The organism is Bacillus luti (assembly GCF_001884105.1).
GTDB classification, from domain to species: domain Bacteria; phylum Bacillota; class Bacilli; order Bacillales; family Bacillaceae_G; genus Bacillus_A; species Bacillus_A luti.
Genome location: NZ_MACI01000095.1, coordinates 72,684 through 91,958 on the forward strand (window position 1 = coordinate 72,684; position 19,275 = coordinate 91,958).

The window sequence follows — 19,275 nt, forward strand, 5'->3', positions numbered from 1 at the left end:
AATCAGAAAGATGAGGGATGACGATGAGCCATTTGTTAACGATGAGTGAATTATCGGAAGTAGAAATTTCAGAAATCCTAAAAGACGCAGAAGATTTTGCGAATGGAAAAGAGAGCAAAACGACAGAGCAAACTTTTGTTGCAAACTTGTTCTTTGAGAATAGTACGAGAACGAGATTTAGCTTTGAAGTTGCTGAGAAGAGATTAGGACTTGATGTTTTAAACTTTTCAGCTGATGCATCTAGCGTACAAAAAGGAGAAACTTTATACGATACGATAAGAACACTAGAATCAATCGGAACAAAAGCAGTGGTCATCCGCCATGAGCAAGATCGCTACTTCGATGGACTAAAAGATCAGGTGAATATCCCAATCTTAAACGCTGGAGATGGATGTGGAAACCACCCAACGCAGTGTCTACTCGACCTTCTTACAATTAAACAAGAGTTTGGAAGATTTGAAGGTTTGAAGATTGCAATAGTAGGAGATGTTCGTCACAGCCGAGTAGCACGTTCTAATGCAGAAGCATTAACGAAGCTGGGTGCAACAATTTACTTTGCAAGTCCAGAAGAGTGGAAAGATGAAGACAACACATTTGGAACATACAAACCATTAGATGAACTTGTTCCGGAAGTGGATGTAATGATGTTACTTCGTGTGCAACATGAGCGCCATGATCATTATGAAACAGACATTATGAAAGAGTATCATGAGAAACACGGATTAACAGTGGAAAGAGAAAAGCGTATGAAAGAAGGAAGCATTATTATGCATCCAGCTCCTGTAAACCGAGATGTTGAAATTGCAAGTGAACTTGTTGAGTGTGAGCGTTCACGCATATTTAAACAAATGGAAAATGGAGTTTACGTAAGAATGGCTGTACTAAAACGCGCCTTACCAAATGTATTAGGAGGAATGAAACATGAATTACTTGTTTAAAAATGGTCGTTATATGAATGAAGAAGGAAAAATCGTAGCAACAGATCTTCTCGTACAAGACGGTAAAATCGCTAAGGTAGCAGAAAATATTACGGCAGATAATGCTGAAGTAATCGATGTGAACGGAAAGTTAATCGCACCTGGATTAGTAGATGTACACGTACATCTTCGTGAACCAGGTGGTGAACATAAAGAAACAATTGAAACAGGTACACTAGCAGCGGCAAAAGGTGGATTCACTACAATTTGTGCAATGCCAAATACACGCCCAGTACCAGATTGCAGAGAACATATGGAAGACTTGCAAAATCGTATTAAAGAAAAAGCGCATGTCAACGTACTACCATATGGAGCAATTACAGTACGTCAAGCGGGTTCTGAAATGACAGATTTCGAAACGTTAAAAGAACTTGGAGCATTTGCTTTCACTGATGACGGTGTAGGCGTACAAGATGCTAGCATGATGTTAGCTGCTATGAAGCGTGCAGCAAAACTGAATATGGCAGTAGTTGCACACTGTGAAGAGAATACACTTATTAATAAAGGTTGTGTACATGAAGGGAAGTTTTCTGAGAAACACGGATTAAACGGTATCCCATCAGTATGTGAATCTGTACATATTGCAAGGGATATACTGCTTGCTGAAGCGGCAGATTGTCACTATCACGTATGTCACGTAAGTACGAAAGGGTCTGTACGTGTAATCCGTGATGCGAAACGCGCTGGAATTAAAGTCACAGCAGAAGTAACACCTCATCACCTAGTGTTATGTGAAGATGATATCCCATCAGCTGATCCTAACTTCAAAATGAACCCACCGCTTCGTGGAAAAGAAGACCACGCAGCACTAATTGAAGGTTTATTAGATGGAACAATTGATATGATCGCAACTGATCATGCACCGCATACAGCGGAAGAGAAAGCACAAGGAATTGAAAGAGCACCATTCGGAATTACTGGTTTTGAAACAGCATTCCCACTTCTATACACAAACCTTGTGAAAAAAGGAATTATTACATTAGAGCAGTTAATTCAATATTTAACAGAAAAGCCAGCTGATACATTCGGCTTAGAAGCAGGTCGCCTGAAAGAAGGTAGAACAGCTGATATTACAATCATTGATTTAGAACAAGAAGAAGAGATTGATCCAACAACATTCTTATCAAAAGGAAAAAACACACCATTCGCAGGTTGGAAATGCCAAGGATGGCCGGTAATGACAATCGTTGGTGGTAAGATCGCATGGCAAAAGGAGAGTGCATTAGTATGAAAAGACAACTTATCTTAGAAGATGGAACAGTATTAATTGGAAAAGGTTTCGGAGGAGAAATCGAAAAGTCAGGTGAGGTTGTATTTACAACAGGAATGACTGGATATCAAGAAACATTATCTGATCCATCATATTGCGGTCAAATCGTAACATTCACGTACCCATTAATCGGAAACTACGGCATTAACCGTGACGATTTCGAATCGATTCACCCATCTGTAAATGGTTTAATCGTAAACGAAATTTGTGATCATCCATCAAACTTCCGTAATGAAATTTCGTTAAATGATTACTTAAAAGAAAGAAACATCCCGGGATTAGCAGGAATTGATACGAGAAAATTAACGAGAAAAATTCGCCAATACGGTACATTACGCGGACGCCTTTGTAACATGGATGCAGATGTAGAATACATCGTGAGCCAATTAAAAGCGACAGTATTTACAGATCACGTGAAACGCGTATCAACGAAAGATCCATACCCAAGTCCAGGACGCGGACACCGAGTTGTACTTGTAGACTTCGGAATGAAACATGGTATTTTACGAGAATTAAATAAGCGTGACTGTGATGTAATTGTAGTTCCTTACAACACAACAGCAGAAGAAATTTTACGCCTTAGTCCAGATGGAATTATGTTAAGTAACGGACCTGGGGATCCAAAAGATGTACCAGAAGCAATTGAAATGTTAAAAGACATTATCGGTAAAGTTCCTTTATTCGGAATTTGCCTAGGACATCAATTGTTCGCTCTAGCATCTGGTGCGAATACAAGTAAGTTGAAATTCGGTCACCGTGGTTTAAACCATCCAGTAAAAAATCTTGCAACTGGAAAAGTAGCAATTACATCTCAAAACCATGGTTACGCAGTAGAAGAAGAATCAGTTGAAAATACAGAGCTTGAAATTACACATGTTGCTTTAAATGATGGAACAGTAGAAGGTCTTCGTCATAAGAAGTTCCCAGCATTTACAGTACAATACCATCCAGAAGCTTCAGCAGGACCAGAAGATGCAAATGATTTATTCGAAGATTTCTTAGCAATGATTGAAAACTTCAAGAAAGAAGGGGAAGAGTTATGCCAAAACGCCTAGACATTAACACAATTTTAGTAATCGGATCAGGACCAATTGTAATTGGGCAAGCAGCGGAGTTTGACTACTCTGGTACACAAGCTTGTCAATCTCTAAGAGAAGAAGGTTACAAAGTAATCCTTGTTAACTCTAACCCAGCAACAATTATGACAGATACTGCAACGGCAGATAAAGTATATATAGAACCATTAACATTAGAATTCGTAAGCCGTATTATTCGTAAAGAACGTCCAGATGCAATCTTACCAACATTAGGTGGTCAAACAGGCTTAAATATGGCTGTTGAACTTGCGAAATCAGGCATACTTGAAGAATGCGGAGTGGAAATTTTAGGAACGAAATTATCAGCTATCGAGCAAGCGGAGGATCGCGATTTATTCCGTACATTAATGCAGGATTTAAATGAACCAATTCCATCTAGTACGATCATTCATACGCTGGAAGAAGCACATGAATTTGTAAAAGAAATTGGTTATCCAGTTATTGTTCGCCCAGCATTTACAATGGGAGGAACAGGTGGCGGAATCTGTAGTAATGAAGAAGAACTAATTGAAATCGTATCAGGTGGATTAAAACATAGTCCAGTAACACAATGTTTATTAGAAAAGAGCATTGCTGGTTGTAAGGAAATTGAATATGAAGTAATGCGTGATTCGAATGATAACGCGATTGTAGTATGTAACATGGAAAACATCGATCCAGTTGGGGTTCACACAGGTGATTCTATCGTAGTAGCACCGAGCCAAACATTAAGCGACCGTGAATATCAAATGTTACGAAACACTTCATTAAGAATTATTCGTGCATTAGGAATTGAAGGTGGATGTAACGTTCAGCTTGCACTTGATCCACATAGCTTCCAATACTATGTAATCGAAGTAAACCCACGTGTAAGTCGTTCATCTGCACTAGCATCTAAAGCAACTGGATATCCAATTGCGAAGCTAGCGGCAAAAATTGCAGTCGGTTTAACATTAGATGAAATTATAAATCCAGTAACACAAAAAACATACGCTTGCTTTGAGCCAGCATTAGACTATGTGGTTTCAAAAATTCCACGTTGGCCATTTGATAAGTTTGAATCAGCAAACAGAACACTTGGTACACAAATGAAGGCGACTGGTGAAGTTATGTCAATCGGACGTAACTTAGAGCAATCTTTATTAAAAGCGGTTCGTTCTTTAGAGCTTGGCGTTTATCACTTAGAGTTAGATCATTTAAAAGAGCTTGATAAAGAGACGATGAAAAAACGCATTATAAAAGCTGATGATGAGCGACTGTTTATTGTAGCAGAAGCAATTCGTCAAGGCGTAACGAAAGAAGAAATCAATGATTGGTGTGAAATGGACTTCTTCTTCTTACAAAAAGTTGAAAACATCGTAAACATGGAACGCGAAGTAAAAGAAAATGTAGGAAATATGGAAGTATTACAATCAGCGAAAGAAATGGGCTTCAGTGATCATTACATCGCCAATGCTTGGAACAAAACAGAGCGTGAAATTTACGATATGCGTAAAGAAAGCAATATAACTCCTGTTTATAAAATGGTAGATACTTGTGCGGCAGAGTTCGAATCTGCAACACCATATTACTACAGCACATACGGTGACGAGAATGAATCGGTTATAACAGATCGTAAGAGTGTGGTTGTACTAGGGTCTGGTCCAATCCGTATCGGTCAAGGTGTTGAGTTTGACTATGCAACAGTTCACTCTGTATGGGCAATAAAAGAAGCTGGATATGAGGCAATCATTGTTAATAACAACCCAGAAACAGTTTCAACAGACTTCAGTATTTCTGACAAATTATACTTTGAACCATTAACGATTGAAGATGTAATGCACATTATCGATTTAGAAAAGCCAGAAGGTGTTATCGTTCAGTTCGGTGGACAAACGGCAATTAACTTAGCTGCTAAATTAGAAGCACATGGTGTGAAAATCTTAGGAACATCACTTGAAGATTTAGACCGTGCGGAAGATCGTGATAAATTCGAAGCTGCTTTAACAAAGCTTGGTATCCCGCAACCAGTTGGTAAAACAGCAACGACTGTAGAACAAGCGGTAGCAATCGCTGAAGAAATTGGTTACCCAGTATTAGTAAGACCATCTTACGTACTAGGTGGACGTGCGATGGAAATCGTATATCGTCAAGAAGAACTGCTGCACTACATGAAAAATGCAGTTAAAGTTCATGCAGATCATCCGGTATTAATCGACCGTTACATGGTTGGTAAAGAAATTGAAGTAGATGCAATTTCAGATGGTGAGAATGTATTCATTCCAGGTATTATGGAACATATTGAACGCGCTGGAGTTCACTCTGGTGATTCAATTGGAGTATATCCACCACAAAGTTTATCTGAAAAACTAAAAGAACAAATCATTGAACATACAATTGCACTTGGAAAAGGATTAAACATTGTTGGATTACTAAATATCCAGTTTGTAGTATTCAAAGATCAAGTGTACGTAATTGAAGTAAACCCACGTGCGAGCCGTACAGTACCGTTCTTAAGTAAAATTACAGGCGTACCGATGGCGAATGTTGCAACGAAAGTTATTTTAGGTCAAAACCTAGTAGAACAAGGATACGGAACGGGCTATCACCCAGAAGAGAAAGAAGTATATGTAAAAGCTCCGGTATTCTCATTTGCGAAACTACGTTCAGTTGATACAACATTAGGACCTGAAATGAAATCAACAGGTGAAGTAATGGGTAAAGACTTAACGCTTGAAAAAGCATTATACAAAGGTCTAGTTGCTTCTGGAATTAACATTCCAACGCACGGATCAGTAATCATCACAGTAGCGGATAAAGATAAAGAAGAGGCAATGGAAATTGCAAAACGCTTCCACGAAATTGGTTATAACTTATTAGCAACAGCTGGAACAGCACAATCGTTAGCAGAGCAAAATATTCCAGTGCAAGTTGTAAACAAAATTGATTCTGAAGACTACAACTTACTTGATATTATCCGTCAAGGAAAAGCACAGTTTGTAATCAATACATTAACAAAAGGAAAACAACCAGCGCGTGATGGTTTCCGCATTCGCCGTGAATCAGTAGAAAATGGTGTGGCTTGCTTAACATCACTTGATACAACAAGAGCAATCTTACGAGTATTAGAATCTATGACATTCTCAGCTCATTCAATGAAAGAAATTACGCAAACAAAGCGTCACGAGGTGGTACATGCATGATGCAAAAGCAAAATATGATCGTCGTTAATCAAAAAGAAATCGCAAAAAACATTTACGAGTTAGTGCTTCAAGGAACGTTAGTACAGCAAATGAACGAACCAGGGCAGTTTGTACACATTAAGGTAGCAGAGGGCATTGCGCCCCTTCTGCGCCGCCCGATTAGTATTTGTAATGTAGATCAAGAGAAGAACGAATTTACAATGCTATATCGTGCGGAAGGACAAGGGACAAAAACATTAGCAACTAGAAAACAAGGTGAAATGGTAGATGTACTAGGACCACTAGGGCATGGTTTTCCTGTAGAAGAAGCGGAAGCTGGTCAAACAGCTTTACTAGTAGGCGGGGGAATTGGTGTACCACCACTTTATGAACTATCACAGCGCCTCGTTGCAAAAGGTGTACGTGTGATTCACATCTTAGGTTTTCAAACGAAAGATGTTGTTTTCTATGAAGAAAAATTTGCAGAACTTGGTGATACGTACGTTGCGACAGTAGACGGTACACACGGTACAAAAGGATTTGTCACAGATGTAATTGATAATTACGGAATTGACTTTGATATTCTTTATTCATGTGGTCCGTTAGCGATGCTTCGTGCATTAGAAGGACGTTACAAAGAGAAAAAAGCCTATATTTCATTAGAAGAACGTATGGGCTGTGGTATTGGAGCTTGTTTCGCATGTGTATGCCACTTACAAGAAGATCCAAGTGGACATTCTTACAAGAAGGTGTGTAGCGACGGACCAGTATTTCCAATCGGGGAGGTTGTACTATGAACAGATTGCAAGTTGAATTACCAGGATTATCATTAAAAAATCCAATTATACCGGCATCTGGATGCTTTGGATTTGGTCGTGAATATGCACAGTTTTACGATTTAAGTGTACTAGGATCAATCATGATTAAAGCGACGACAGAACAACCACGTTATGGAAATCCGACACCTCGTGTTGCTGAAACGCCAGGCGGCATGTTAAATGCGATCGGACTTCAAAACCCAGGATTAGAAAAAGTAATGAATTCTGAATTACCATGGTTAGAACAATTTGACCTTCCAATTATTGCGAACGTTGCGGGCTCACAAGCTGAGGATTACGTAGCGGTTGCAAAGGAAATTTCTAAAGCGCCTAATGTCCATGCACTAGAATTAAATATTTCTTGTCCGAACGTAAAAACAGGTGGTATCGCCTTTGGTACAAATCCTGAAATTGCTGCTGATTTAACGAAGCGAGTAAAAGAGGTTTCTGAAGTACCTGTATACGTGAAGTTGTCACCGAACGTGGCAAACATTGTGGAAATTGCAAAAGCGATTGAAAATGCAGGTGCAGATGGTTTAACGATGATTAATACATTGCTTGGTATGCGTCTAGATTTAAAAACAGCTAAACCAATTTTAGCAAACCGTACAGGCGGATTATCAGGTCCTGCGATTAAGCCAGTAGCAATTCGTATGGTACATGAAGTAAGTCAAGCGGTTAACATTCCAATTATCGGAATGGGCGGTATTGAAACAGCGGAAGATGTAATTGAATTCTTCTACGCTGGCGCAAGCGCAGTTGCAGTAGGTACAGCGAACTTTATCGATCCGTTCGTATGTCCGACAATTATTGAAGAGTTACCAGCATTACTAGATGAATTAGGATTTGATCACATTTCGGAATGTCAAGGAAGGAGCTGGAAGCAAACATGTCACAGTCGTTAATCGTTGCACTAGATTTTCCAGGGAAACAAGATGTAGAACAATTCTTGCGCCACTTTGAAGGGGAAGAGTTATTTGTCAAAGTTGGTATGGAGTTATTTTATAAAGAAGGCCCTGCAATTATTACGTACTTAAAAGAAAAAGGACATAAGATTTTTCTAGATTTAAAACTTCATGATATTCCGAATACAGTAAAAAGCGCTATGCGTAGCCTAGCTAGTCTAGATGTAGATATGGTAAATGTTCATGCTGCTGGGGGAAGCAGCATGATGAAAGCTGCGATTGAGGGATTAGAGGAAGGTAAGCAAGAAGGAAAAGAGAGACCGATTTGTATTGCAGTTACACAACTAACAAGCACTTCGGAAGCTATGATGAAAAAAGAGATCGGCATTGAGAAAACGTTAGAAGAAGCGGTTGCTCATTATGCAAAATTAACGAAAGAAAGTGGACTTGATGGCGTTGTTTGCTCAACGCTTGAAGTTCCAAAATTACGTGAAGTATGCGGAGATGAATTTGTAACAGTAACACCGGGGATCCGTCTTGCAAGCGATGATGTAAATGACCAGGTGCGCGTAGCAACACCGAAACGTGCGAGGGAACTTGGCTCAAGCTACATCGTAGTTGGACGTAGTATTACAAAAGCAGAAAATCCGCTTGAAGCGTATAAAACAGTAAAACAACAGTGGGAAGGTGTAACAGTATGAAAAAAGAAATCGCATCGCATTTATTAGAAATTGGAGCAGTATTTTTACAACCGAATGATCCATTCACTTGGTCTTCAGGTATGAAATCACCAATTTATTGTGATAACCGTTTAACTTTATCTTATCCAAAAGTACGTCAAGCGATTGCAGCTGGATTAGAAGAGTTAATTAAAGAGCACTTCCCAACTGTAGAAGTTATTGCAGGAACAGCAACTGCTGGTATTGCGCACGCTGCATGGGTAAGCGATCGTATGGATTTACCAATGTGCTACGTACGTAGTAAAGCAAAAGGCCACGGTAAAGGGAATCAAATCGAAGGAAAAGCTGAAAAAGGTCAAAAAGTAGTAGTAGTAGAAGACTTAATTTCAACTGGCGGTAGTGCAATTACATGTGTAGAAGCACTTCGTGAAGCTGGCTGTGAAGTATTAGGAATCGTATCAATCTTCACATACGAGTTAGAAGCAGGAAAAGAAAAACTAGAAGCAGCTAACGTAGCATCATATTCTTTAAGTGATTACAGTGCATTAACTGAAGTTGCAGCAGAAAAAGGTATGATTGGACAAGCTGAAACGAAAAAATTACAAGAGTGGCGTAAAAATCCAGCTAACGAAGCTTGGATCACAGCGTAACACGAAAAAAGACGACCGCGGGGGAACGTGGTCGTCTTTTATATTATTGTTAAAACTTCATGTAAAGAACATATAGTAGGAATATCGTACTTGAGTTGCGAGTTATCCCTTAACCATATCCCTTGCATTCCAGCTGCTGTACTACTAATCGCATCAGTCTCTAATCGATCGCCAATATAATAGCAATCTTTCATTTCAAGATTCGATTGTAATACGGATCGGTGAAACATTTCAGGGTATGGTTTTGATATACCAAGTTCACTAGAAGTAAATATATATTTGAAATATTGTAGAATGTTTAGGGCAGTTAATTTTTCGACTTGTTGTTCATAGTCACCATTACTAATGATACCTAATGAGTGCCCCTCTTGCTGCAAGGTCTGTAATGTATAGTGTACATCTTCAAACGCGGTCCAGTTGTTCTTATATAGTTCTATATATTGCTTGAATTTGTGCTGAGATTCCCAAGGTGATAAGTTTACTCCGTATGCTTTAAATAAATGATACATTCGCATCCTTTGTTGTTCTTCAAAAGATAATTCCTTGGATAAAAATTTGTTGAAATATTTCTCGGATAATTCATGCCATAGCTTCATAGCCTCTAATTCGTTTCCTGAAAAAATATCATTATACTTTTGGAAGAAATGTGAGATACCATTTTTCTCAGCAGTGTCGTAATCAAGTAAAGTTCCATCAATATCAAAGAAAATCATATTACAATCTCCTTGCTAACAACTATTTAGCGTTTTCCACAACCTCATATCCTCTCACAAACAATAGAGTCATGTAAGAAACAATAAATGAGAAGATGCTGTACATACCAACCCAAAAGAAAAATTTGGGAGTAAAGGCGATAACACCTATTATTAAAAAACTAGCAAACGTTACAAGCGGCATTACGTAATACGTTTTCGTTCTACGTGTTCCAATAACAGAAACGATAAAGATAAGTAATGGACAAATTAATAAGACGAAAATCAATTCATTCATAGGTATGTCCCCTTTTCTAATTGCAGTAATCTGTTTCTCATAAACGTTTTGAAATAATTACTCTCCTAATATAATTTCGCTAAGTAATAACGAATCCCTCTTGAAAACGAGTAATTCATGATGAATTTTACAAGCAAAAAACGTAAGCAAGAGAACACTTGCTTATGTTATAGGATAAACATCGCAACGATAGTGGTGACAATTAAACCGATAACAACCGGTAAAAAGTTTCGGCGTGCAAGTTCAAATGGGTCGACTTTACAAATCGCAGCGGCAGGAATAAGTGCCCAAGGAATTAATGTTCCGCCCCCAGTCCATATGGCAGCGATTTGTCCGAGTGCTGTTAAGGTAGCTGTTCCATGCCCAAGTGCTGTTCCGAAAAGATTGGCAATCGATCCAGCAAGTGATATACCGGAAAAGCCAGATCCATCTAAGCCTGTTATGACACCAACAATAGTTAAAGTTCCCGCCGATACATATTGATTTAAAGGAACAGTTTGAGATAAGGCGATTCCTAAGTCATTAATGATGCCGTGTGAACCTTTCGGTAAATAGTCTCCAATAATTTTTATAAAGCCACTATCCCCTAAATAAAAAAGTGCAGCAATTGGAATAACTGGACCGAAAATTTTAAATCCAAATTGGAGCCCTTCTATAAAATAATCGGTCGTTTTATTTAGTCCCTTACCTTTGTAGGCGATGAGAGAAATGATGATGATCATAATAACAGTCGTCCCGCCGATAAGTGCAGTGGCATCGCTTCCTTGTAGTTTAAATTGAATCATGCAAAGGATATCAAGGATATAGACGATAGGGATACATATAGCGAGCCATTTCTTTATGCGAGGAGATAATAAAATAGTAGTTTTAGATGATTCAGTTGATGAAACAGAGTCTTGTAACGATAGTCCAGTATGAAATTCTTTTCGCAAGAAGAAAAAAGCGACGGAAGTTGTAACAACGCCCATAACGATAACGAGGGGAACACTTGCAGATACGACGCTGGAAACAGGGAGACCAGCAGCATCCGCTGTTAATTTCGGAGCGCCCTGAATAACGAAGTCGCCTGACAAGGCGATGCCGTGTCCAAATAAGTTCATAGCAATGGCAACACCAATTGGCGGAAGACCGACGCGTACAGCGACTGGTAATAAAATAGCTCCCATTAAAGCGACAGCTGGAGAAGGCCAAAAGAAGAAAGAAATTGTCATCATTAAAAGACCGATAATCCAGTAGGCGAGGGTAGGGGTACGAATCATTTTTGTAAATGGTGAAATCATCGTATCATTTATGCCGGTATGAACGAGTAGGTTACTCATGGATACGATAATGGAGATGATTAATATAGTTGGTAATAGCTCAGTAATGGCGTAAATGAAACTTTGGAAAATCCCGCTAATGGCAAGAGGGATAGAACTTGTTGCAGTTAATGCTAATAAAAAGATAAAAACGATACAAATAATCGTCGTATCTTTCCTGAGAATAAAGAAGGTAATAATAGTGAGTAAACAAAGAACATAGAGAGCGTGTAATAGCGTTAATTCAACTCCCATAACAGTCACATCCTTTAGGCATTCGTGTAGTGTATTGTATGAAAGCAATGAAAGTATGTGAGTATAGGGAAAAGAAAAAAATGAAATTTCATGTACTGTAATGGTAAGGAATAAAAATGGATGATACAATACAATTAATCCTAAAAATGGAATTTAAAGAGAAGTAGAATGGGGGAGTACGAATGAAAGAGAAAATAGGCTATTATGGTATGCTCGTTTGTTTACTATTATCAGTTATTTCAGGGCAATTTCTTAAAAGTGAATGGGTACCCGTTATATTATGTATAGGAGTATTGATTTTTGCACCTATGTATCGCTGGGATGAATGGAAAGCGTATAGCCGAAAAAAGAAAATTGTTTTCAGCATCGAGTTTGTCATTATAATTAGCACGATACCGTTTTTGTTATTGAGAGGAAATGAGATAATAGATGAAATTGTAATGTTTCAAGGGTGGTTATTTATTGCGAAATTGCTATATTTAATATGCATTTTAATGTTGGTAGCGGTAGTCACTAAAACAGTAAACGAAAAGCTATTCGTTAATGAATAAAAGAAAATGCCACCTTATTCGGTGGCATTTTCTCATTTTACTGCATGAGCTTTTTGCATCTTTTTAATTAAACGAATTTGTCCGCGATGATTGATTTCATCTTCAAAAACGTGAAACCACTTAAAATAGTTATTTGCTGGTTTGTCATACCAAAAGTCTGTCGTTTTAAATAACCATTCATCAGGTAACGATTGAAAAGTCTCGATGGTTTTGGAACGTACTTCTTGTAATGTATTTATGTAAAATTCAATAGCGTTTCCTTTTATTTTCTCACGTCCAAGATCACCTAACTCAATACCAGGTAACCAACGTTCTAATTCAGCCTCCGTTGGTTCACGGTCTTCAAAAGTATGAATCTGGTAGTAAAATTCAATAGCGGCCATATGGTACAATAACATACCAATAGAATTTGCTTCCTCATCATATAAATAATCCAGTTCTTCAACTGTTAAGTCTTCCACTGCTTGCATCGTTGTGTAACGAGCGTAATTCATCATGGAAACAAGTTTTGAAAATTCAGGCTGTAAACCATCTATTTTATCAATTACAAAATTCAATTAAAATTCCCCCTCTTTTAAACAAATACTCCAGATAAGGGATTCTATATGTAAAGAAAAAATCCTGTAAAAAATTTGATAATATTAACAAGGAATAACAATTAGCTCTCTATTTGATTTTGTAATAACTTCATATCCGTCTTTTGTAATGACGATATCGTCTTCAATTCTACAACCGCCCCAGTTTGGTATGTAAATACCTGGTTCAACTGTAACAACCATACCTTCTTTTAATGTAGCCTTACTTTCTTGGGATAGGCGAAGAGGTTCATGTATTTCTAAGCCAAGACCATGACCAGTAGAATGACCAAAATATTGACCATATCCACAATCTGTAATGTAGTTTCTTGTTACATCATCGATACTTTTCGCAGTTTCTCCAGGCTTAATTGCTTCCGTTCCACGTTTTAATGCTTCGCGTACAACAGTGTATATTTTTTTGAATTCTTCTGATGGTTCCCCGATTGCTACAGTACGTGTTATATCGGAACAATATCCGTCGTAAAGTGCACCGAAATCTAATGTGACAATGTCACCTCGCTCGATTATTTTATTTGATGCAACGCCATGAGGAAGAGAAGAACGAACACCAGAAGCTACAATAATTTGAAATGATGAGGATGTAGCTCCTTTTTTTCGCATGAAAAATTCTAACTCATCTCGTACATCAGTTTCACTTATTCCTGGTTTTAGAAACGTAAGGATATGATGAAATGCTTCGTCCGCAATATTAGCTGCGATTTTCATTGTTTCTATTTCGGGCATGTCTTTAATAAGACGAATATTTTCAATGATTTCGCACACTTGAACCATTTCTACATGTACGTATTTTTGTAAGTTTTTATATTGTTGTAATGTCATGTTGTTTTCTTCAATTCCAAGTTTTTGTATGTTTAATTTCGATACTTGATTTGCGATTTCTTTTTCTAAATTTCCTTTATGCATAATAATTTCAGCATCTTTTATTTGTGATTTCGCTTGATCTACATAGCGAAAATCAGTTATAAAAACAGCTTTATCCGCAGCAATTAAAACGACGCCAGCACTACCTGTAAATTCTGTTGCATATTGGCGATTTTCTTTTTTGGTAATAAGTAATCCGTCAATTTCATAATTTTGTAGTTGGTTTTGGATTTTATTAATTTTTAAAGTCATGTTAATTCCCCCTATTCACAGTATTAAATAAAGCAAATAGCGTGCCAAAATATATATTGTAGAGAAAATAAAAAGTAGCCAGCTATTTGTGAGAGGTGGGGTACTTATAACATCTAGATCACTTAAATAATGAATAGTGGATAAAATACATTGATTTGAGGGGCACTGTATGTACATACTGTAAAAAAATTTATACAGATGTGGAATAGCACTGTCAATTTTTTTGAAAATATATAAAATGACAAAAGAAAGATGTTATGGATTAGTTAATGGGTATAGGAACGAATAAAAAATGCGCTGCATACAAGCAACGCATTTTTTTTATTTACGCTTTTAATTTCATTACAGTGTCAGCATCAGGTGTTACATATACGGTTTGCTGATTGTCGTACGTAACAAAACCAAGTTTTGCACCACTCGGTTTTTTCACATGGCGTATTTTTGTGAAATCAACAGGTACAGAGCTAGACTCTTTTGCTTTACTGTAATAAGCGGCAATTTTTGCAGCTTCTAGTAAAGTTTCTTCAGCTGGTTCTAAAGAACGAATGACAACGTGAGAGCCTGGTATGTCTTTCGTATGTAACCAAATTTCATCACGACGGGCAAATTTCGTTGTTAAATAATCATTTTGCTTATTGTTTTTACCGACGAAAATTTCAGTGCCGTCACTAGCCAAGTATTTATCCAATACTGGTTTAGTTGGTTTTTTCTTTGCGTTTTTCGTTTTACGATTGCGCATATAACCTTCTTCAGCTAATTCCTCGCGAATTTCTTCAATATCTTTTGAAGAAGCAGCTTCCATTTGTTGAAGTAAGCTATCAAAATAAAGAATTTCTTCATTTGTTTTTTCGATTTGTTCTTCTACAACAACAACTGAATTTTTTGCTTTTTGGTACTTTTGGAAATAGCGTTGTGCATTGTCAGATGGTGTTTTTAAAGGATCTAATGTGATCTTTACAGTTCCGCCATTTTCATCGTAATAGTTAACGACTTCAATATCTTTATCACCTTTTTTTAAAGCATACATATTGGCTGTAAGTAGCTCTCCAAAAAGTTGATATTTATCTGCTTTTCCAGCATCTTGTAATGTCTTTTCAAGTTTAATAAGTTTTTTCTCATTTTTATTTTTTTCGTTTTGCATAAAGCGCTCTAAATCATGAGCTTGTTGTTTTACACGGTCACGCTCTGCTTTACCGAAGAAGAAGCGATCTAACAATTCACTTACGGATGAGAATGTTTTCTCTTCTCCTTGCAAGTGTGTCAGAGGGAAAAGATAAAAGAATTCTTTCCCGTTTGCAGTAATCATTGCTGGTGTATATGTATGAGTGAGTAATGGTTTTTGTATGGAGAAAAATGCTTCAGATAAAGCTTTTTCATTTACCATACCTGCTGTTTTCACTACTTCTTTTGCGAATAACGGCGATATTCCAGTAAAAGTCCCGACAAGCTGTTTATCCATATTTCCAGATAGAAAGTCTAGCGGTCTAATAAATTCATCATCCGTTTCAATCTGAAGTGGATTAATTTTATGTTGTGCGGGCGGTGCAACGTATTCAGCACCAGCATATACCGTTCGATGACGGTTTACGGCTAACGAAACGTGTTTTAAGCTATCTAAAATAACGTTCGTTTTCGTATCTAATAAGATGATGTTACTGTGTCGTCCCATTATTTCAATTACTAGTGTTTTTAGTGATTCATCACCAATTTCATTTCTGCTGCGCACTGTGATTTGAATAATACGTTCTAAATCAATTTGTTCAATTTTTTCAATGAACCCACCTTCTAAATGCTTACGGAGAAGCATACAGAACATTGGTGGAAGTGCAGGTGAATCGTAATTTTGATTTGTTAAGTGTAAACGTGCATATGTCGGATGAGCGGAAAGAATCAGTTTTTGATTTTTTCCGTTTGCTCGAATATGTAATAAAATTTCGTATTTTGAAGGTTGATATATTTTTGAAATTCTTCCCGTGTAAAGAGAATTTGCAATTTCATGCGTAATCGCTCTTGTAAATAATCCATCGAATGCCATGAGTGAACACTCCTTTCTAACTAAAAGTTAATTATAGCATTTTTTTGGACGAGGCTGAATAAGCTTTCAATAGAGTATGTCTGGAATTAGGAGGTCGATAGCAGGATGAACTGGTATGGAATGCGGGCACATGAAGTAGAAGAAAGAACGAATACAAATGTGAAGGTTGGACTTACGGAGACAGAAGCAGAGGGCCGAATCAAAAAATTTGGTACAAATGAATTAGATGAAGCAAAAAGGCCTTCGGCACTAATGGTATTTTTAGCGCAATTTAAAGATTTTATGGTACTTGTTTTGTTTGGTGCAACAATAGTTTCTGCTTATTTAGGTGAATATATTGATTCTATCGCAATTGTTGCCATTGTTATTATCAATGGAATTCTAGGTTTTTTTCAAGAGAGAAAGGCCGAAAAATCATTGGAAGCCCTAAAGGAGTTAGCCGCCCCGCAAGTTACTGTGATGCGGAATGGAAAGTGGGTAAAGGCGCCATCTAAAGCGCTTGTTTTAGGTGATGTTATTAAATTTTCCAGTGGAGATCGTATTGGGGCTGATGTACGTCTCGTTGAGGCATCGAGTTTATATATTGAAGAGTCTGCTTTGACAGGAGAGTCAGTACCAGTGCAAAAAAAGGTAGAAGCATTGCAAGGGCAAGATGTTGCAATTGGAGATCAAAAAAATATGGCTTTTATGGGTACGATGATTACGAGAGGATCTGGAACAGGGGTTGTTGTAGCGACTGGTATGAATACAGCGATGGGCCAAATTGCAAATATGTTGCAAAATGCAGAGCAAATGGAAACACCACTGCAAAGAAGATTAGAGCAACTCGGAAAAATATTAATTATTGTGGCTCTTATTTTGACAGCGCTCGTTGTATTAGCTGGTGTGTATCAAGGGAATGAAGTATATCATATGTTTTTAGCGGGCGTGTCGCTAGCTGTTGCTGCTATTCCAGAAGGATTACCAGCAATCGTTACAGTAGCTTTATCGCTTGGTGTACAGCGCATGATAAAAAAGAGAGCAATTGTAAGGAAGTTACCAGCTGTAGAAACGTTAGGCTGTGCTTCTGTCATATGCTCTGATAAAACGGGAACAATGACGCAAAACAAAATGATGGTAACACATATGTGGTCAGGTGGAGAGTTATGGAAAGTGACGGGGCAAGGATACGAACCTAATGGATCATTTATGAAAGGTGAAAAAGAAGTTGATCCAGCTAGGACAAAATCACTTTATCAATTACTTACATTTGGTTCACTATGTAACAATGCAAATATTATTCAAAAGAAAAAGGCGTATGTATTAGATGGAGATCCAACAGAAGGAGCGCTTGTAGCTGCAGCAATGAAAGCAGGGATAACGCGTGAAGCACTGAAAGGGAAATTTGAAATTATTCGTGAATTTCCATTTGATTCGACCCGAAAAATGATGAGTGTAATTGTGCGAGATCGAGAAGGGAAAAAGTTTGTGGTGACAAAAGGGGCGCCAGATGTCCTTTTGCAAATGAGCCAAACGATCTTATGGGCGGATAGGCAGCAACCATTAAGTGAATTGTATAGAAAGGAAGTACAGGCGGCTATTCATAGTTTAGGCAGTCAAGCACTTCGAACAATTGCAGTTGCATTCAAGCCATTAAAAGCAACTGATTCTATTGAACATGAAAGAGACGTTGAAAAAGATTTTATGTTAGTTGGTATACAAGGAATGATTGATCCGCCAAGACCAGAGGTAGAACAGGCGGTAAAAGAGTGTAAAGAAGCCGGTATTCGAACAGTGATGATTACAGGAGATCATAAAGTGACAGCAATGGCGATTGCAGAACAATTAGGAGTTTTACCAACTGGTGGACGCGTTGTTGAAGGAGTAGAACTTGCGAATATGGATGTAGAGGAATTAGAAAATGTTGTAGAAGATACGTATGTATTTGCTCGTGTATCACCTGAACATAAATTAAAAATTGTTAAGGCACTGCAAAATAAAGGGCATATAGTAGCGATGACAGGTGATGGAGTGAACGATGCCCCAGCCATAAAAACAGCGGATATTGGGATAGCGATGGGAATTACAGGGACAGATGTTGCGAAAGAAGCATCTTCACTCGTTCTGCTAGACGATAATTTTGCTACGATAAAATCAGCAATTAAAGAAGGTAGAAATATATACGAGAACATACGTAAGTTTATCCGATACTTATTAGCATCAAATGTTGGAGAAATCTTAGTTATGTTATTTGCAATGTTACTTGCGTTACCATTACCGATGGTTCCAATTCAAATTTTATGGGTGAATTTAGTGACTGACGGTTTACCAGCGATGGCATTAGGTCTGGATAAAGCTGAAGGAGATGTGATGAAGAGAACGCCGCGTCATCCGAAAGAGGGAGTATTTGCTAGAGGGCTTGCTTGGAAAATTGTAAGCCGAGGATTTCTTATCGGGGCAGTGACGTTAGTGGCGTTTATTATTGCGTATAATCAACACCCAAATGAACTGAAATATGCACAAACCGTGGCATTTGCGACGTTGGTACTTGCGCAGCTTATTCATGTATTTGATTGCCGTAGTGAACATTCGGTCTTCCACCGCAATCCATTTGGGAACGTGTATTTAGTAGGAGCGGTTATCATTTCTTTACTGTTAATGCTAGTAGTTATATATTATCCACCGCTACAACCGATTTTTAGCACAATGCCAATACAAGCAAGAGATTGGTTGTTAATTGGAGGGTTGTCATCAATTCCGACTTTCTTACTAGTGGGATCTTTATTAACAGGGAAAAAAAGGGAGAAGAAAAAACCAATATTATATAAGAAGGGATTAAACTTGAAATAGTCAATGTTATGAAAATGTGATATAATTTACAGAAGGTAGTAGAGCCTTGTCTCTATTACCTTTTTCAT

Annotated in this window: 16 protein-coding genes; 10 read left to right on the forward strand and 6 right to left on the reverse strand. The window is 37.8% G+C overall.

Annotation, left to right across the window (positions count from 1 at the left end):
* Window positions 1-23: 23 nt before the first annotated feature.
* From pyrB to pyrE, 8 genes are read left to right on the forward strand one after another with little or no spacing between them, the layout of a single operon-like run.
* The gene (gene pyrB / locus BAQ48_RS25170; RefSeq protein WP_071713207.1) at window positions 24-938 is read left to right on the forward strand and encodes an aspartate carbamoyltransferase; all 915 of its coding nucleotides are present in this window, start codon (window positions 24-26) and stop codon (window positions 936-938) included.
* Window positions 922-2,208, forward strand: coding sequence for a dihydroorotase (gene pyrC / locus BAQ48_RS25175; protein ID WP_071713208.1), 1,287 nt, complete (start codon window positions 922-924; stop codon window positions 2,206-2,208). The genes pyrB and pyrC overlap by 17 nt, the downstream gene beginning before the upstream one ends.
* Complete coding sequence (locus tag BAQ48_RS25180; RefSeq protein ID WP_000828670.1) at window positions 2,205-3,302, forward strand: carbamoyl phosphate synthase small subunit; 1,098 nt, start codon at window positions 2,205-2,207, stop codon at window positions 3,300-3,302. The genes pyrC and BAQ48_RS25180 overlap by 4 nt, the downstream gene beginning before the upstream one ends.
* Window positions 3,287-6,505 carry a carbamoyl-phosphate synthase large subunit gene (carB, locus tag BAQ48_RS25185; RefSeq protein ID WP_071713209.1) on the forward strand — a complete coding sequence of 1,073 codons (3,219 nt, stop codon included), beginning with the start codon at window positions 3,287-3,289 and terminating at the stop codon, window positions 6,503-6,505. Before BAQ48_RS25180 ends, carB begins: the two co-directional genes overlap by 16 nt.
* Window positions 6,502-7,281, forward strand: coding sequence for a dihydroorotate oxidase B electron transfer subunit (pyrK, locus tag BAQ48_RS25190; protein ID WP_000983359.1), 780 nt, complete (start codon window positions 6,502-6,504; stop codon window positions 7,279-7,281). Before carB ends, pyrK begins: the two co-directional genes overlap by 4 nt.
* Complete coding sequence (pyrD, locus tag BAQ48_RS25195; protein ID WP_001081057.1) at window positions 7,278-8,207, forward strand: dihydroorotate oxidase B catalytic subunit; 930 nt, start codon at window positions 7,278-7,280, stop codon at window positions 8,205-8,207. The genes pyrK and pyrD overlap by 4 nt, the downstream gene beginning before the upstream one ends.
* Window positions 8,192-8,908, forward strand: coding sequence for an orotidine-5'-phosphate decarboxylase (gene pyrF, locus BAQ48_RS25200; protein WP_000083493.1), 717 nt, complete (start codon window positions 8,192-8,194; stop codon window positions 8,906-8,908). The genes pyrD and pyrF overlap by 16 nt, the downstream gene beginning before the upstream one ends.
* A complete protein-coding gene (gene pyrE, locus BAQ48_RS25205) occupies window positions 8,905-9,537 on the forward strand; it encodes an orotate phosphoribosyltransferase (protein ID WP_000711449.1) in 633 nt (210 codons plus the stop codon). Before pyrF ends, pyrE begins: the two co-directional genes overlap by 4 nt.
* Window positions 9,538-9,575: 38 nt before the next feature.
* Here pyrE and BAQ48_RS25210 read toward each other — a convergent pair whose 3' ends face one another.
* The 3 genes from BAQ48_RS25210 to BAQ48_RS25220 form a co-directional block, all read right to left on the reverse strand.
* Entirely contained in the window at window positions 9,576-10,250 is a 675-nt protein-coding gene (locus BAQ48_RS25210) for an HAD family hydrolase (RefSeq protein ID WP_071713210.1), read from the reverse strand.
* Between the two features lie 22 nt (window positions 10,251-10,272).
* Entirely contained in the window at window positions 10,273-10,527 is a 255-nt protein-coding gene (locus BAQ48_RS25215; RefSeq protein ID WP_071713211.1) for a YbeF family protein, read from the reverse strand.
* A gap of 167 nt (window positions 10,528-10,694) precedes the next feature.
* Window positions 10,695-12,080: a hypothetical protein gene (locus BAQ48_RS25220; RefSeq protein WP_071713212.1), complete on the reverse strand. Its 1,386-nt coding sequence runs from the start codon at window positions 12,078-12,080 to the stop codon at window positions 10,695-10,697.
* Window positions 12,081-12,262: 182 nt separating this feature from the next.
* On the opposite strand from BAQ48_RS25220, the gene BAQ48_RS25225 reads away from it, so the two are divergent.
* Window positions 12,263-12,631 (forward strand): YoqO family protein, encoded by a 369-nt coding sequence (locus tag BAQ48_RS25225; RefSeq protein WP_071713213.1) that lies wholly within the window; start codon window positions 12,263-12,265, stop codon window positions 12,629-12,631.
* A 32-nt stretch (window positions 12,632-12,663) separates the two neighbouring features.
* Here BAQ48_RS25225 and BAQ48_RS25230 read toward each other — a convergent pair whose 3' ends face one another.
* The 3 genes from BAQ48_RS25230 to BAQ48_RS25240 form a co-directional block, all read right to left on the reverse strand.
* Window positions 12,664-13,188: a DinB family protein gene (locus BAQ48_RS25230; RefSeq protein WP_071713214.1), complete on the reverse strand. Its 525-nt coding sequence runs from the start codon at window positions 13,186-13,188 to the stop codon at window positions 12,664-12,666.
* Window positions 13,189-13,272: 84 nt separating this feature from the next.
* Window positions 13,273-14,343 (reverse strand): M24 family metallopeptidase, encoded by a 1,071-nt coding sequence (locus tag BAQ48_RS25235; RefSeq protein ID WP_071713215.1) that lies wholly within the window; start codon window positions 14,341-14,343, stop codon window positions 13,273-13,275.
* Window positions 14,344-14,668: 325 nt separating this feature from the next.
* Window positions 14,669-16,378 carry an Rqc2 family fibronectin-binding protein gene (locus tag BAQ48_RS25240; protein ID WP_000863247.1) on the reverse strand — a complete coding sequence of 570 codons (1,710 nt, stop codon included), beginning with the start codon at window positions 16,376-16,378 and terminating at the stop codon, window positions 14,669-14,671.
* 105 nt (window positions 16,379-16,483) lie between these two features.
* Between BAQ48_RS25240 and BAQ48_RS25245 the strand changes: the two genes are divergently transcribed.
* On the forward strand, window positions 16,484-19,207 hold the full coding sequence (locus tag BAQ48_RS25245; RefSeq protein ID WP_071713216.1) for a calcium-translocating P-type ATPase, SERCA-type: 2,724 nt from the start codon (window positions 16,484-16,486) through the stop codon (window positions 19,205-19,207).
* Window positions 19,208-19,275: the final 68 nt, after the last annotated feature.